Genomic DNA, 15,306 nt, shown 5'->3' with positions numbered 1-15,306 from the left:
GGGGTAGTTAGCCCACCGCGCAGCGGAACCCGATGTGGCTGGTTGCGGTGTCCTGTGACTGCGGGGAGCGTGCCGCGGCCCGGTAGCGGTGGCAGTACGCCGGTGCGCACAGGTGCGATCCGCCCTTGAGGGTCTGGCTGACGCCCGGGTCGGCGGGGCCGTCGGGCGCGCAACAGGACTTGGGCGGTGGGTCCAGGCGGTGATGCCCGCAGAACTCGGTGGTGGTCCACTCCCAGACGTTGCCGATCATGTCCAGCAGCCCCCAACCGTTGGGCGGGAAGCTGCCCACCGAGGAGGTCCCGGACCAGCCCAGCGCGCCGTCGTTGCGGTAGGGAAAGGCACCCTGCCAGGTGTTGGCCATCAGTTCCCCGCCCGGCTTCTCCTCCTCGCCCCAGGGGTAGGTGCTGGACGTGCCGGCGCGGGCGGCGTACTCCCATTCGGCTTCGGCGGGCAGTCGCCGCCCCGCCCAGCGCGCGTAGCCGGCCGCATCGGGGTAGGCGACCTGGACCACCGGGTGATCCGGCTTGTGCTCGATGGTGCTGTGCGGACCGAGCGGATGCCGCCAACTCGCGCCGGGCACCCACCGCCACCACTGCCGCCAGTCGCGCAGGTCGACCGGCCCGGCGGTCGGGGTGAAGACCAGGGCGCCCGGCTCGGCGGCATACACCGGGTCGGGTTCCTGCTCGGCGACGGTGACATACCCGGTTGCGGCGACGAATTCGGCGAACTGGGCATTGGTCACCGGATGCCGCTCGATCGCGAACGCGGCCACGGCCACGGTGTGGATCGGCGCCTCTTCGGGGTAGAAGCTCGTCGACCCCATCCGGAAGACACCGCCGGGGATATCGACGAGTTCTGTCAGCATCGCATCAATCCCGCGAAAACGCCGCTGCCAGACTCGCTTTCACATCGACATAGGGCTCGCCGCTGATGTCGACGGCAACCTCGGCGATGGTCCCGCCGGTGAAGCCGAACGGCGCCCGGTACGCCGATGACACCGCCTGTCCGGTATTGCGCCCGACGCTCACCCCGCCACCCGCCAACGCGAACGCTGCCGGCTGGGTGATCATGTCGGACAGCGTCGCGACCACCGTGTCATCGATGTAGAGCGCAGCCTCCCCGACCGGCGTGTGACTACCCTCGACGACACCGCGCCGATCGAAACGCACCCCGAAAATATGCTGCCCCAACGGAATCGGGTCAGGCGATGACAACCACTGTTCGCGCTCACCCAAGAAGTTGTAGACGTAGTGCAGCCGGCCACTCTGGACGAACAGCGCATGGCCGCCGTGGCGTGCTCCGTGTTTGAACAACACACCCTCGGCGTCGGCGGATTCCACCGCGACCCGGGCCAGCACCGAGAACGAGCGGCCGCGCAGCTCCACGCATGCCCCCATCGGCACCTCGGCGGTGTGCGGATAGTAGGTGTAGCTGGTGCGGTCACGGGACAGGTACGGCCGCTGCCGGCTCGTCATCTCGAAGATGTTGAGGTCGGCCAGCGGCAGCCCGTTGTATTTCTCCGCCTCGGCGAACCACAGCGCTTGGAGTTCCGCGAGTTTCTCTGGATGCTCAGCGGCTAGGTCACGGCACTGGCTGCGGTCCTCGGCGAGGTTGTAGAGCTCCCAGCGGTCGGCGTCAAAGTGGCCCCAGCCGGATGGGGTCGCGGCGTGCACGGTGTTGGCGAACCAGCCCCGGTGCCAGATCCCACGGGTGCCGAGCATCGTGTAGAACTGGGTGTGTTTTCCGGTGTCGGCGTCCGGATCTTGCAGTGCGGCTTTGAAACTGACACCTTCCAGTGGCCGCTGGGTGATGCCGCGAACGGTGTCGGGCGGGGTGATACCGATCAAGTCATAGACTGTCGGAGTCACATCGCACACGTTGACGTAGGTGTCGCGCACCTCGCCGCGAGCAGCGATTCCCTTGGGCCAGCTCACGATCGCGGGATCGGCGATGCCGCCCTCGTGTGATGCGTAGCGCTTGTAGAGCTTGTAGGGCGTGTTGAACGCCATCGCCCACCCGATCGGGTAGTGGTTGTAGGTCTCCGGCGTGCCCAGCTCGTCGAAGAGCTTCATCGCCTCCTCGACGGTGTCGATGTAGCCGTTGAAGAACTTGTTCTCATTCGGCGACCCGTTGGGCCCGCCCTCGCCGCTGGCCCCGTTGTCGGAGATCACCACCACGATGGTGTTGTCGAGTTGTCCGGATTCCTCGAGATAGTCCAGGATCCGGCCGATCTGGGCGTCGGTGTAGCTCTGGAACCCGGCGAACACCTCTGCCATCCGGGCGAAGAGTCGCTTCTCGTCGTCGTCCAGGCTCTCCCACCGGCGCACGGTATCCAGCGCTGGCCACGGCTGGCCGTCAACACCGGTGACATCGGCGTAGGGGTTGACCTCGGAGAGCTCGGTGTCCGGTGGCACCAGGCCCAGCTTCTTCTGGTTGGCCAGCACGATCTCCCGGTACTGCTCATAACCCATGTCGAACCGTCCGGCGTAGCGATCAGCCCATTCGGTGAAGACGTGGTGCGGGGCGTGACCGGCGCCTGGGCAGACATAGCCGAACCAGGGCTTGCCCGGCGCGATCGTCTGGGCGTCGCGGATGAATTCGATTGTCTTGTCGGCGATGTCCTTGGACAGGTGGTAGCCATCTTCGGGTGTCGCCGGTGGCGCGACGGGGTGGTTGTCGTGGATCAGGTCCGGGTACCACTGGTTTGTCTCACCGCCCATGAACCCGTAGAACCGTTCGAATCCGCGCTGCGTGGGCCAGTGCCGTCTGGTGCTGGCCATGTTGGACTCTTCCAGCGGGGTCAGGTGCCACTTGCCGACGCAGAAGGTGTTCCAGCCGCGTTCGGTGAGAACCTCACTCAGCAGCGCGGTTTCGAAGGGGATGCGCCCGCTGCAGTTGGGGAATCCGTCGGTGAACTCCTCGATGGTGGCCATGCCGACACTGGTGGCGTTGCGGCCGGTGAGCAGCGCCGCTCGGGTCGGGGAGCACAGCGCGGTGGTGTGGAACTGGGACAGCCGGACGCCACGTTCGGCGATCCGGCTCATCGCCGGCATCTCTACCAGCCCGCCGAAGCAGTCCCAGGTGGCGATGCCGATGTCATCCCAGACCAGGTAGAGCACATTGGGTGCGCCCGCGGGGGCGGTCGGCGCGGCGAACGGCCCCCAGTCCGGTTCGGAATCACGGATGTCGAGATCGATCTTGCCCTGAAATTCCACTATCACTCACTCCGTTGTCAGCCCCCCGGATCGGGTGAGAGCCTACCGACCCGGTGAGGCCGCAGGGGGCTTTCACACCGCAGACGGCTCCCGGCGACCCGACATCTCGGGCTTCCCGGCACCGGTCGACAGCCGCTCGCCGAGGAATGCCGCAGCCGCCGGCGAGAGCGCCCGCTCCCCCGGGGTGATCAGCGCCAAGTCGCGCGGGATTGCCGGGTCGGTCGCCACCGCGACGATGTGCTCGGACTTCGCCACCAGCGCCGGCGGCAGCAGGGCAATACCCAGGCCGGCCGCGACCAGGTCGACCAGATCGTCGGGCGTGTTGGATTCCGCGCAGATGTTCCGCTCGAAACCGAGCTCGGCGCAGATGCTGTCGATGTGCATTCGAGTCCGCAGCTCGGCCCGGCGTTCGACGAACTCGCGCTGCTGCAGGTCGGTCAGGGCGACGGTGCCGGCGCCGGCGAGCGGGTCGTCGTGTCGTACCGCCAGCACCAGGTGCTCGGCGCCCAGTGACAGCTCCTTGACACGACTGCCGTCGAAGGGTCGGCTGACGAAGGCGAGGTCCAGCCCGCCGTCGGCGGTCTCCTGGACCAGTGTGTCGATGGGATCGTGACGCAGCGTGATCTCGATGCGTGGGAAGCTCCGGTGATACCGCGTCAGCAGCGCGGGCAGGTCGACGGTTCCCAGCCCCTTGATCGCCCCGATGCGCAGCTGCCCGGACAACAACCCCCGGACCGCGTCGACGGCGGCACGCGCCCGCTCTGCGGCGGCCAGCGCATGCTGCGCGTCCGGCAGCAATGCCTGCCCGGCGGTGGTCAGGTCGACGCGACGATTGTTTCGCACCAGCAGCGCGGTACCGAGCTCGGCTTCCAAGCCGCTGATCGAGGCCGACAGGGTGGACTGCACCACGTGGACTTTCGCTGCCGCCCGGGTGAAGTGCAACTCTTCGGCCACGGCGACGAAATGTTTCAGCTGGCGCAGTTCCATAGCGATCAGTGTGCAGCCCGCCTCGGATCGGTCAAACCGAAAGTTCCATTCCGCCAACAGGATTACTTTGATTCCGCTGAGACCAGACTAGGACAAATGCTTGTTCTACCCGCAAGTTAACTGCCCCAATGACTTACATCGTCGGCCTTACGTGCGTCAATCGATGATGGCGATTCTCTACATTGAGATTAACTGTTGAAATATCCGCTGACAGGGGTGGTGGCCGCGGTCGCGACCCGTTAGCGTCTGACGAGGATGCCGAGGGGGCTCAGCCAGCGTCCCGGGCGTTCGGACATACGTTGTCGCCCAACAGCATTGATGCGTCGCGTTCGTATCGCGGTCTATTGCGCGCGGACGCCGGGTGATTGGCGATGTTCACCGGCGCCCGGGCGAGTTCAAAGGTGAGCTCATGCCCGGGACAACAAAGACGGAAGGAACGCACCGAAATGAATCGTCGGATCATATTGTCGGTCGGTGGGGCCACCGCCGGACTACTCACGACCACAATCCTGCCCGCAACGATTGCTTCTGCCGACAATGGTGTGGGCGCGGCGGGTGACATCGGCAGCACCGCAATACCGGTCGGCCTGACAAGCAGCATGGCGGGAACCGGCGGCACGACGCCGCTCGGCGACATCGGCACGCTCAGCCCGGACGCGAACGCACCCGAGCTCGGCGGCCTCGGCGCGCTGACAGCCGCGCCGGACGCGACCAGCCCGCAGCCGATCGGTGATACCGGTGGCTTGCCGGTCACCGGTGCGCCGGACGCCACCCCCGGTGGCACACCAGACATCACTTCCGGTGACCTGACGTCCACCGATGCGACGCCCGGCGCCGGCGACAGCTTCACCATCGGTGACACCACCTTCAGCCCCGTCCAGGCCGACGGTTCTGAGGGTTTCACCCCGCTCAGCCCGCTGTTCAGCGCCCCGCCACTGTTTCAGGTGGCCGAGGGCGATCAGTCGTTCGATATCACCAGCGGCAGCGGGACCGACGCCACTGACCTCGGCAGCGTCACCGCCAGCGAGAACGTCACGAACCTGTTCGGCGGTATCCACAACACACAGTTCACGATCACCGACGTTGATCCGGCCAGTGACGCCACCACATCGGACCTTCCCACCGTCGGCACGGTCTATGACGTCATGAACTTCGGCAACGGATTCGCGAATATCTACACCGACATCCCGGGAGCGGAGGGCGCCGCCAACTCCATCACCGACACCCTGGTAACCCCGTTCGGCGACTTCAACATCCCGACCGATTTCGATGCGGCCGGACTGCTCGATCCGGGTGACGCGTTCAGCGGGGTGTCCGCGTTGGGGGCCGATGCCGCCGACGCGGCCGGCAGCGCGGCAGCCGATGCGGCCGGTGGCGCCGCCGACGCAGCCGCCAGCGGCGTGGCGGACGCCGCCACGGGCGCAGCCGACGCAGCCGGCGGCGCCACCGACATCGCGAGCATGTTCGATCCGCTGAGCTTCCTGGGCCTCTGAGCAAGCGGCCATTGCCGCCGGAGCGCGCGGCTGGCCCGGCATCCCAGGCCTCCAGCAGCCGGGGCCTGGGATGTTTGGGTCCCGACACGACCGGGAAACCCGGTCAGCGCGCAAATTCTGGACAATCTCCCGGGGGGGTTATGAAGCAGGCGCAACGGTGAAAGCGCAGCATAGCTTTGGACTGAATCTGTCCTGGTTGCGTGTGACGACGGTGTTCCTCATCGATCTCGCGATTCTGCGACTCGCCGGCCATTGGCCCACCGAGCTGGGATCGCCGGCACGCGCCTGGTGGCCGGGCGTCGGGGTCGCGGCAGTGGTGACGGCGGCCGCGCTGATCACCCACCGCCGGGTCCCGCTGACCTCGATAGTGCTGGCACGGGTACTGGATCGGTTCGCCAACCCCGCGAGGTTTCTCAACGAAGGCTGCACGCCCGGCTTCGATCACCGCCGCCGCTACAGCCACGACGTCGTCGGCATGCGCGAACACCGGGGGCAGTTGGTCACCGTGATCGCCGTGGCGCCGCGACCAGTAGCCACCTCGGGCCGCGACGCCCGCCCACACCAGCCGCTGAGCGCGCTACCGGCCGGTCTGGCCGCCGCCGCCCTGCGGCAGTTCGACGTCCGCCTCGACGGCATCGACATCGTCTCGGTGCGAACGTGCGACACCACCTCCGACGGCGACACCGACACCGGCCCGGCCGAGGACGAGCAGGCACCGGCCGTCCCCGACACCGCCTGCCCCCGCGACACCTGGCTGGTCCTGCGGATGGATCCGATGCGCAACGCCGAAGCGGTGGCGGTACGCGACTCGGTGGCGGCGACGCTGGCGGCGGCCACCGAACGGCTCGCGCAGACCCTTCAGGAGCGACACATCCTCACCCGGGTACTACCGGCCGAGGAGTTCGGCCGGGTCGACGCGACGGTGCTGGCCGGGCTACAGCCCACCCGGATCCGGCGGCGCCGACGCCGGCTGAAGCAGAAGCAACGCGAGGGTCCCAGACAGTACGCGGCCACCTTCTGGATGTCGCCGCGCGACATCACCACGGCGAATCTGGAACAGCTCTGGCAGCGCGCCGCCGACACCACGGCCGTCACCGTCCGGCTCACAGCACAGAACAACCACACCGACGTGTCGGTGCTGGTGCGTTACCACACCGGTCGCCGGCTGCGCCGCAACATGTGGGCCGGATTGAACCGCCTCAACGGCCGGCAATTGACGGCGCTGCGCACCAGCCTGCCGACGCCCCTGCGCCGGACGCTGGCCGTGCCCGCCCGGCAGTTGGACGACCACGAACCGCTGCAGGTGCCGCTCGGGCCCACCACGCAGCAACCGCTCGCGCGGGTCAAACTCCCGGCTTGACCGGAAGACCGGCCGTTACTTGGCCTTCTCGAGGATCTCGACCAGCCGCCAGCGCTTCGTGGCCGACAGCGGGCGGGTCTCCATCAGCGACACCCGGTCGCCGATGCCGGCCGTGTTGTTCTCGTCGTGCGCCTTGACCTTCTTGGTGGTCCGGATGATCTTGCCGTAGAGCGGGTGCTTCACCCGGTCTTCCAGCTCGACGACGATGGTCTTCTCCATCTTGTCGCTGACCACGTAACCGATCTGGGTCTTGCGGCGGCCCCGCGGCTTCTCCGTGCGCGGAGTGTGCTTGGGGCCCTTCTCCGTGGCGTTAGCCTTTGCAGCCTGTGCCATTACGATGCCTCGCCTTCAGAACCATCGGGACCGGACGCCAGGCCCAGTTCCCGTTCGCGCAACACGGTGTAGATGCGCGCGATCTGGTGGCGCACCGTGCGGAGCCGACGGTTGTTGCTGAGCTGCCCGGTCGCCATCTGGAAACGCAGGTTGAACAGCTCCTCTTTGGACTCGCGCAGCCGCTCGACGAGCTCGTCGGCATTGAGCTCGCGCAGTTCGCCGGCGGTAACTCCCACTGCCATCAGAACTGCTCCTCTCGGGTGACGATGCGCGCCTTGATCGGCAGCTTGTGGATCGCCCGGGTCAGTGCGGCGCGGGCGACGGCCTCGTTGGGGTAGCTCAGCTCGAACAGCACCCGGCCCGGCTTGACGTTGGCGACCCACCACTCCGGCGAGCCCTTACCCGAACCCATGCGGGTCTCGGCGGGCTTCTTGGTCAGCGGACGGTCCGGGAAGATGTTGATCCACACCTTGCCGCCACGCTTGATGTGCCGGTTGATGGCGATACGCGCCGATTCGATCTGCCGGTTGGTGACGTAGGCGTGCTCCAGTGCCTGGATGCCGTAGTCACCGAAGGTCACCGCGGTGCCGCCACTGGCGAGACCGCGCTGTTTCGGGTGATGCTGCTTGCGGTGCTTGACCTTGCGGGGAATCAACATGATTCAGCTCTCCGTGCTCTGCGTTGCCTGCGGCTCCGCGGCCGCAGCGCTTCCCTGGCCCTCGACGGCCGGTTCGGCAGCAGCGGTGCTCTCGATGGTCTCGGCGGCCCGCCCGGCATCGGTGCTGGTGGCGGTGGTGCCCGAGGCGCCGCTGCGGCGCGGGCGGGTGCCCGACGGCCGCTCCCGGCGGGGGCGGTCGGCGGACGGTGCGGCAGCGGCCAGCTCGCGCTTGCCACCGACGATGTCGCCCTTGTAGATCCAGACCTTCACACCGATCCGGCCGAAGGTGGTCTTGGCCTCGTAGAGGCCGTAGTCGATGTCGGCGCGCAGCGTGTGCAGCGGCACCCGACCCTCACGGTAGAACTCCGAGCGGCTCATCTCAGCACCACCGAGCCGGCCCGAGCACTGCACCCGGATGCCCTTGACGTTGGGCTGGCGCATCGCCGACTGGATCGCCTTGCGCATCGCGCGGCGGAACGCCACGCGGTTACTCAGCTGCTCGGCGACGCCCTGGGCCACCAGCTGCGCCTGCGACTCGGGGTTCTTCACCTCGAGGATGTTGAGCTGCACCTGCTTGCCGGTCAGCTTCTCCAGGTCGGCGCGGATCCGGTCGGCCTCGGTGCCGCGGCGGCCGATGACGATGCCCGGCCGGGCGGTGTGGATGTCCACGCGGACCCGATCACGGGTGCGCTCGATCTCGACGTCGGCGATACCGGCGCGCTCCAGCCCGGTCGACAGCAGCCGGCGGATCGCCACGTCCTCCTTGACGTAGTCCGCGTACTGCTTGTCGGCGTACCACCGCGACTTCCAGTCGGTGGTGATGCCCAGCCGGAAGCCGTGCGGGTTGATCTTCTGGCCCATTACTCCGAGCCCTCCTTCGCGTCGGACGTCTCAGGCGCCTTCTTGGCTGCGGCCGTCTCCGCGGCCTTCGCCGCCGAAGCCTTCTTGGCGGGCGCCTTCTTCGCCGCCGCTTTCTCAGTCGTCTTCTCGGCAGCCTTGGCCGCGGAAGCCTTCTTGGCCGGTGCCTTCTTGGCCGGCGCCGCGCCCTTCTCCGAGGCGGCCTTGCTGGCCTGCGCACGACGCGCCCGGGCGGCGCCGGCGGACTGCGCCGGACCGCCCTTGGACGGCCGGCTCTCCACCACGACCGTGATGTGGCTGGTGCGCCGGCGGATCCGGTAGGCACGTCCCTGGGCGCGCGGCTTGATCCGCTTGGCCGTCGGGCCCTCGTCGGCGTAGACGGTCGCCACCACCAGGGTGGACGGGTCCAGGCCGTTGTTGTTCTCGGCGTTGGCCGCCGCGCTGGCGATCACCTTGGCCACCGGCAGGCTGGCTTGCTGCGGCGCCCAGCGCAGGATGTCCAGTGCCTCGGACACCGACTTGCCGCGCACCAGGTCGATCACCCGGCGCGCCTTGCTGGCCGAGACCCGCACGAAGCGGGCCTTGGCGACAGCGGACGGAAATTCAGTCGTTACGGTCACCGGCGCTTAGCCTTCCGATCGTCCTTGATGTGTCCCTTGAAGGTGCGCGTCGGGGCGAATTCGCCGAGCTTGTGCCCGACCATCGACTCGGTGACGAATACCGGGACGTGCTTGCGGCCGTCGTGAACGGCGAACGTGTGCCCGATGAAGTCGGGGATGATCGTCGACCGACGCGACCAGGTCTTGATGACCTGCTTGGTGTTCTTCTCGTTCTGGACGTCGACCTTCTTGAGCAGATGGTCGTCGACGAACGGACCCTTCTTGAGGCTGCGTGGCATCGCTTTCCCTCCGCTTCCTAGCGCTTCTTGCCGGTGCGCCGGCGTCGGACGATGAGCTTGTCGCTGGGCTTGTTCGGCCGGCGGGTGCGACCCTCCGGCTTACCCCACGGGCTGACCGGGTGCCGGCCGCCGGAGGTCTTGCCCTCACCACCACCGTGCGGGTGGTCCACCGGGTTCATGACCACACCACGGACGGAGGGGCGCTTACCCTTCCACCGCATCCGGCCGGCTTTGCCCCAGTTGATGTTGGCCTGCTCGGCGTTGCCCACCTCGCCGACGGTGGCGCGGCAGCGCACGTCGACCCGGCGGATCTCGCCGGAGGGCATCCGCAGCGAGGCGTAGCTGCCTTCCTTGCCCAGCAGCTGGATGCTGGATCCGGCCGACCGGGCCAGCTTGGCACCGCCGCCGGGCCGCAGTTCGACGGCGTGCACCATGGTGCCGGCCGGGATGTTGCGCAGCGGCAGGCTGTTGCCCGGCTTGATGTCGGCGTTGGGGCCCGACTCCACCACGTCGCCCTGCGACAGGCCCTGCGGGGCGATGATGTAGCGCTTCTCGCCGTCCAGGTAGTGCAGCAGCGCGATCCGCGCGGTGCGGTTCGGGTCGTACTCGATGTGCGCGACCTTGGCGTTGACGCCGTCCTTGTCGTGGCGACGGAAGTCGATCACCCGGTAGGCGCGCTTGTGGCCACCACCCTTGTGCCGGGTGGTGATCCGGCCGTGGGCGTTACGCCCGCCACGGCCGTGCAGCGGCCGGACCAGCGACTTCTCCGGGTGAGAGCGGGTGAGCTCGGCGAAATCGGAGACGCTGGCACCGCGACGACCGGGGGTCGTCGGCTTGTACTTGCGGATTCCCATGTCAGTTAGGTCTCTCTTTCACTCCGGTCAGGCCGGTGCGGCGAACAGGTCGATCGGCTTGCTGCCGGGCGCCAGGGTCACGATGGCGCGCTTGGTGTCCTTGCGCTTGCCGTAGCCGGCCCGGGACCGCTTGCGCTTACCCGGCCGGTTCGCGGTGTTCACCGACGCGACCTTGACGGCGAAGATCTTCTCGATCGCGATCTTGATCTGCGTCTTGTTCGAGTCGGGGTGCACCACGAAGGTGTACACGTTGTCCTCGATCAGCCCGTAGGACTTCTCGGAGATGACCGGCGCGACGATGATGTCGCGGGGGTCGCTGACGGTCGCCATCAGGCCGAAACCTCCTGCTCCTGGGTGTGCGCCGCGCTGCCGGAGATGTAGGCGTTGAGGGCCTCGACGCTGAACACCACGTCGTCGGCACGCAGCACATCGTGGGTGTTGAGCTGGTCCGGGGCCAGGATGTGCACACCCGGCAGGTTGCGCACGCTGCGGGCGCCCGTCTCATCGGCCCGGCCGATGACCACGAGCACCTGCTTGCGGTCGGTGATCGTGCCCAGGAAAGCCTTGGCGCTCTTGGTCGACGGGGTCTGTCCGCTCACCAGCTCGGTGACCGCGTGGATGCGACCGTTGCGGGCCCGGTCCGACAACGCGCCACGCAGCGCGGCGGCGATCATCTTCTTCGGGGTGCGCTGACTGTAGTCGCGCGGCTTGGGACCGTGCACCACGCCACCACCGGTGAACTGCGGCGCCCGGATCGAACCCTGCCGGGCCCGGCCGGTGCCCTTCTGCCGGTACGGCTTACGGCCACCGCCGCGAACCTCGCCGCGGGTCTTGGTCGAGTGCGTACCCTGACGGGCCGCGGCCAACTGAGCGATCACCACCTGGTGCATGAGCGCGATGTTGGCGGGAGCGTCGAACAGCTCGGCGGGCAGCTCGACCGAGCCGCTCGTCTTGCCGTCCGGGCTCTTGACGTCAATCGTCAGTGCCGTTTGCTCTTTGGAAGCCATTACTTCTCACCCTTTTTGATCGCGCTGCGGACCAGAACCAGCCCACCGTTGCGTCCCGGAATGGCGCCCTTGATCAGCAGCACGCCGTTCTCGGCGTCCACCTTGTGCACCACCAGGTTCTGGGTGGTGACGCGGTCGTTGCCCATCCGGCCCGACATCCGGGTGCCCTTGAACACCCGGCCCGGGGTGGAGCAACCGCCGATCGAACCCGGCCGGCGGTGCACCGCCTGAGCGCCGTGCCCGGCGCCCTGACCGGCGAAGCCGTGCCGCTTCATGGTGCCGGCGTAGCCCTTGCCCTTGGAGGTGCCGGTCACGTCGACGTAGGCGCCGTCGGCGAAGATCTCGGCGGTCAGCTCCTGGCCGACCTCGTAGGTCGCGGCGGCCTCGGCGTCGTCAAGCCGCAACTCGGCCAGGTGCCGGCGGGGGTTGACCCCGGCGGCAGCGTACTGACCGGTCAGCGGCTTGTTGACCTTGCGAGGGCTGATCTCGCCGTAGGCGAGCTGCACGGCCGAATAGCCGTCGCGCTCGGGGGTGCGGATGCGGGTCACCACGTTGGGCCCGGCCTTGACGACCGTGACCGGCACGACCTTGTTGTTCTCGTCGAACACCTGCGTCATGCCCAGCTTGGTACCCAAAAGACCTTTACGTGCCATGGTTTCTCGTGGCTCCTACTGGATGTTGACGTCAACGCTGGCCGGCAGATCGATGCGCATCAGGGCGTCAACGGTCTTCGGCGTGGGATCGAGGATGTCGATCAGCCGCTTGTGGGTGCGCATCTCGAAGTGCTCCCGCGAGTCCTTGTATTTGTGCGGGGACCGGATGACGCAATACACGTTCTTCTCGGTCGGCAGCGGCACCGGGCCCACCACGGACGCACCGGTGCGGGTGACCGTCTCGACGATTTTGCGCGCCGAGGCGTCAATAGCCTCATGGTCGTAGGCCTTGAGCCTGATGCGGATCTTTTGTCCCGCCACGCTTCTGCTACCTCACTCCTGCAAAGGGGTCCGGCTTTCGAACCCTTCGCGCCCGCGCGCACTGCTGCCTTTTCAGGGCCATCGACCCTGTGCCGACATTGCGCTGGGCGCTGCCGCCGCTGTTTACCTGTCCTGGTCCACCGGTCCCCGCGGTCGGGCGTGTCGCCCGCACGCGGCCTCGTTCACGGCGAAAAAACTCCGTGCTGCGAGAGTGGGACCGGACGCGCCCGGTTGGGCGCTGGTCGTATGCCCGACCAGGGCAACCCCGGCGCAGGCGAACCTGAACAGTATGCCCCAGATCGGGTCAGCGGCCAAATCCCCGGTCACATCGACGCCGGCCCTCCGGCCGTGACCCGGTGGAGCCACCCCGCGAGCGATCTTACTTGCCGGTAAGATAGCTCGCCGTGACCGGACCTACCAGTACATATCAGGCCTGGCGCCGGTTGGCGGGCCTGCCCGGCGGCACCCGGCTGTTCTCGGCCGCGGCCATGGCCAGAGTCCCTTACTTCGCATCGGTGCTGCCGCACGTGGTCCGGATGGAGCCCGGACTGGCCGAGGTACTGGTGCCGAAGTGGCCGTTCGTCTACAACCATCTGCGCACCGTGCACGCGATCGCCTCCTGCAACGCCGCCGAGGTGGCGATGGGGATGTTGATGGAGGCCACGGTGCCGCGCAGCCATCGCTGGATCCCCAAGTCGATGAACGTGGCCTACCTGGCCAAGGCGACGACGTCGTTGCGGGCCACCGCCCGACTGGCCCCGCCGGACTTGCCGGACTTCGAGGCCATCAGCGACGGCGTGGAGGTCACGGTGCCGGTCAGCGTCACCGATGAATCCGGCGTCGAAGTGGTGCACGCCGAGATCACCACCTGGGTGACTCGGACCTGATCGCCACTGCTCCCCTGCCGCCCGTCCGGCGGGTGGGCGCGGATCAACTCCGCACGGTTGCCCAGAAGTCACACTGGTGCGCCGCGCCGAAGTCGGTGATCATCCGACTGCCGTCGGGTCGCAGCGACATCCACCGCCGGTCGGCGCCGGCTGCGGCCGCGGGCCAGTCGGGCTGGCCGACGCCCACCGGGGCGCCGGTGACCACGAAACCGGTCCAGTACTCGACCATCTGGTCGGACAACCGCCGTTGCACGGGGTCCAGTGGCGGGGCGCCGCCGATGTCGAACAGGTAGCGCATCTCCAGCGAGTGGGTGGCACCGATCGGGAACGGCAGATGGTCGAAGAGCTCCGGCGCCGGCGCGTGCGGGTCGGCGAATTCATAGCCGTACACCGGCGCGCCGGCGACCAGCCCGCGAGCCATCCGATCGGCCAGGCAGGCGAAGATGTCGTCGGTGGCCGCCGCGGCGTAGGCCAGCGAGGTGCTGTCGCCGAATCGTGCCGGCGGGTAGTGCTCGGCCACCGCGGGGCCTTCACCGGAGCCGAAGGTGTCCTCCAGCTCGTCCAGGTACTCCGTGGCGGCGATCTCCCGGCCGACACGCAGATAGCGCAGCGCGACGAACATGGTGAACTCGTCGCGGTTGACGCCCAGCAGCACCGGCACCCGGGCCGCGCCGCCGTCCCGGAACACCCGCACCGGATCGGCCGGCAGCAGCGGGGTCCCGACGACCGGTCCACTGAGTTGGTCGGTGCCGAACCGGGCGTACCACAACGGCTTGGTCAGCCGGTCGACCGACAGCCCGCGTAGGCAGGCGGCCACATCCGCATTCTCGGCGGCGGCCCGCTTACCCCGCTCGGCGCACCCGACGGATTCGGTGTAGTCGCGACTGATCCGCCGCGCGTCGGGAGCCTCGACCTGCGCCTGACACGGTCCGCTCTGGATGATCGCGGCCCGGAACAACCCGGCCGACTCCGGTGCGGCCAGGTGATCGCAGACCGACATGCCGCCGGCGGACTCACCGGCGATCGTCACCTTGGCCGGGTCGCCGCCGAACGCACCGATATTGTCGCGCACCCAGCGCAGCGCTGCCTGCTGGTCGGCCAGCCCGTAGTTGCCGACCTCACCTAGTGCGGGGTCGGCCAGGAAGCCCAGCGCGCCCAGCCGGTAGTTGATGGTGACGACGACGATGCGGCCGCGGACCGCCAGTCGCTGCGCGTGGTAGATGTCACCGGCGCCCCGCATGAAGCTGCCGCCGTGGATCCACACCATGACCGGCAACGGCTCGGCCGCCGAACCGGTCGGCGTCCACACGTTGAGCGTCAGGCAGTCCTCGCTGATCGGGTCCACCTCGGCGGCATCCGGCTGGATGCACCACGGCCCGCGTTTGACGGCGTCGCGCACTCCCTGCCACGCCGGCATCGGCGCCGGCGGTTGCCAACGCAGCGGCCCGACCGGCGCTGCGGCGTACGGAATCCCTTGGAAAAGCCGGTGATCCGGGCCGACCGTGCCCCGCAACAATCCGGCGGAGCTTCGCACCACGTCGGCGTTGAGTGCGACGGCCCGTGGCCCGAAGCCCGGTTGCAGCGCCGCGCCGTCGGATCGCCCGCACCCGGCGAGCAGCCCGGCGAGCAGCGCCAGCACGACGGCACCGGCCAGCGGTCCGCGGCGGCGACAAGATCCGGTCGACATGACCGATGAGCCTAATCGGCGGTTAGCGAGGTTCGACGAAGGAGAGCCGAAGCTGGACCGCCGCATCAACACCGGCGGTTAGCGAGGTTCGACGA

18 protein-coding genes are annotated in these 15,306 nt (G+C 68.2%); 3 read left to right on the top strand and 15 right to left on the bottom strand.

The features are described 5' to 3' along the window. Positions 1-7: 7 nt before the first annotated feature. From ACAG20_RS04925 to ACAG20_RS04915, 3 genes are all read right to left on the bottom strand, one after another. Positions 8-865 (bottom strand): formylglycine-generating enzyme family protein, encoded by an 858-nt coding sequence (locus ACAG20_RS04925; protein ID WP_370491758.1) that lies wholly within the window; start codon positions 863-865, stop codon positions 8-10. Positions 866-869: 4 nt separating this feature from the next. Next, positions 870-3,221 (bottom strand): arylsulfatase, encoded by a 2,352-nt coding sequence (locus ACAG20_RS04920; RefSeq protein ID WP_370491757.1) that lies wholly within the window; start codon positions 3,219-3,221, stop codon positions 870-872. Between the two features lie 66 nt (positions 3,222-3,287). Then, complete coding sequence (locus tag ACAG20_RS04915; RefSeq protein WP_370491756.1) at positions 3,288-4,202, bottom strand: LysR family transcriptional regulator; 915 nt, start codon at positions 4,200-4,202, stop codon at positions 3,288-3,290. A 446-nt stretch (positions 4,203-4,648) separates the two neighbouring features. Between ACAG20_RS04915 and ACAG20_RS04910 the strand changes: the two genes are divergently transcribed. Beyond that, on the top strand, positions 4,649-5,695 hold the full coding sequence (locus tag ACAG20_RS04910) for a hypothetical protein (protein ID WP_370491755.1): 1,047 nt from the start codon (positions 4,649-4,651) through the stop codon (positions 5,693-5,695). Positions 5,696-5,852: 157 nt separating this feature from the next. Beyond that, a complete protein-coding gene (gene eccE / locus ACAG20_RS04905; RefSeq protein ID WP_370491754.1) occupies positions 5,853-7,055 on the top strand; it encodes a type VII secretion protein EccE in 1,203 nt (400 codons plus the stop codon). 15 nt (positions 7,056-7,070) lie between these two features. Here eccE and rpsQ read toward each other — a convergent pair whose 3' ends face one another. From rpsQ to rpsJ, 11 genes are read right to left on the bottom strand one after another with little or no spacing between them, the layout of a single operon-like run. Further along, a complete protein-coding gene (gene rpsQ, locus ACAG20_RS04900) occupies positions 7,071-7,388 on the bottom strand; it encodes a 30S ribosomal protein S17 (protein WP_083037846.1) in 318 nt (105 codons plus the stop codon). Beyond that, positions 7,388-7,630 (bottom strand): 50S ribosomal protein L29, encoded by a 243-nt coding sequence (gene rpmC, locus ACAG20_RS04895; protein ID WP_013830257.1) that lies wholly within the window; start codon positions 7,628-7,630, stop codon positions 7,388-7,390. Before rpmC ends, rpsQ begins: the two co-directional genes overlap by 1 nt. After that, positions 7,630-8,046 (bottom strand): 50S ribosomal protein L16, encoded by a 417-nt coding sequence (gene rplP / locus ACAG20_RS04890; RefSeq protein ID WP_112683472.1) that lies wholly within the window; start codon positions 8,044-8,046, stop codon positions 7,630-7,632. The genes rpmC and rplP overlap by 1 nt, the downstream gene beginning before the upstream one ends. 3 nt (positions 8,047-8,049) lie before the next feature. Then, positions 8,050-8,907: a 30S ribosomal protein S3 gene (gene rpsC / locus ACAG20_RS04885; RefSeq protein ID WP_083037845.1), complete on the bottom strand. Its 858-nt coding sequence runs from the start codon at positions 8,905-8,907 to the stop codon at positions 8,050-8,052. After that, a complete protein-coding gene (gene rplV, locus ACAG20_RS04880) occupies positions 8,907-9,524 on the bottom strand; it encodes a 50S ribosomal protein L22 (protein ID WP_112683474.1) in 618 nt (205 codons plus the stop codon). Before rplV ends, rpsC begins: the two co-directional genes overlap by 1 nt. Next, the gene (gene rpsS / locus ACAG20_RS04875) at positions 9,521-9,802 is read right to left on the bottom strand and encodes a 30S ribosomal protein S19 (RefSeq protein ID WP_006245110.1); all 282 of its coding nucleotides are present in this window, start codon (positions 9,800-9,802) and stop codon (positions 9,521-9,523) included. Before rpsS ends, rplV begins: the two co-directional genes overlap by 4 nt. 17 nt (positions 9,803-9,819) lie before the next feature. Then, positions 9,820-10,656, bottom strand: a complete 837-nt coding sequence (gene rplB / locus ACAG20_RS04870) for a 50S ribosomal protein L2 (protein ID WP_112683475.1) — start codon at positions 10,654-10,656, stop codon at positions 9,820-9,822. 27 nt (positions 10,657-10,683) lie between these two features. Beyond that, positions 10,684-10,986 (bottom strand): 50S ribosomal protein L23, encoded by a 303-nt coding sequence (rplW, locus tag ACAG20_RS04865; RefSeq protein WP_370491753.1) that lies wholly within the window; start codon positions 10,984-10,986, stop codon positions 10,684-10,686. Continuing rightward, positions 10,986-11,663 carry a 50S ribosomal protein L4 gene (gene rplD, locus ACAG20_RS04860; RefSeq protein WP_112683477.1) on the bottom strand — a complete coding sequence of 226 codons (678 nt, stop codon included), beginning with the start codon at positions 11,661-11,663 and terminating at the stop codon, positions 10,986-10,988. The genes rplW and rplD overlap by 1 nt, the downstream gene beginning before the upstream one ends. Beyond that, entirely contained in the window at positions 11,663-12,316 is a 654-nt protein-coding gene (gene rplC, locus ACAG20_RS04855) for a 50S ribosomal protein L3 (RefSeq protein ID WP_370491752.1), read from the bottom strand. Before rplC ends, rplD begins: the two co-directional genes overlap by 1 nt. A gap of 15 nt (positions 12,317-12,331) precedes the next feature. Then, positions 12,332-12,637 (bottom strand): 30S ribosomal protein S10, encoded by a 306-nt coding sequence (gene rpsJ, locus ACAG20_RS04850; RefSeq protein ID WP_003883485.1) that lies wholly within the window; start codon positions 12,635-12,637, stop codon positions 12,332-12,334. A 404-nt stretch (positions 12,638-13,041) separates the two neighbouring features. On the opposite strand from rpsJ, the gene ACAG20_RS04845 reads away from it, so the two are divergent. Further along, positions 13,042-13,524, top strand: coding sequence for a hotdog fold domain-containing protein (locus ACAG20_RS04845; protein WP_112683479.1), 483 nt, complete (start codon positions 13,042-13,044; stop codon positions 13,522-13,524). Between the two features lie 43 nt (positions 13,525-13,567). Here ACAG20_RS04845 and ACAG20_RS04840 read toward each other — a convergent pair whose 3' ends face one another. Beyond that, positions 13,568-15,211, bottom strand: coding sequence for a carboxylesterase/lipase family protein (locus ACAG20_RS04840; protein ID WP_370491751.1), 1,644 nt, complete (start codon positions 15,209-15,211; stop codon positions 13,568-13,570). Positions 15,212-15,306: the final 95 nt, after the last annotated feature.

The organism is Mycobacterium sp. pW045, from assembly GCF_041287085.1.
GTDB classification, from domain to species: domain Bacteria; phylum Actinomycetota; class Actinomycetes; order Mycobacteriales; family Mycobacteriaceae; genus Mycobacterium; species Mycobacterium algericum_A.
Note: the sequence above shows the minus strand (reverse complement) of the source record. Positions and strands in the feature narration are given on the sequence as shown.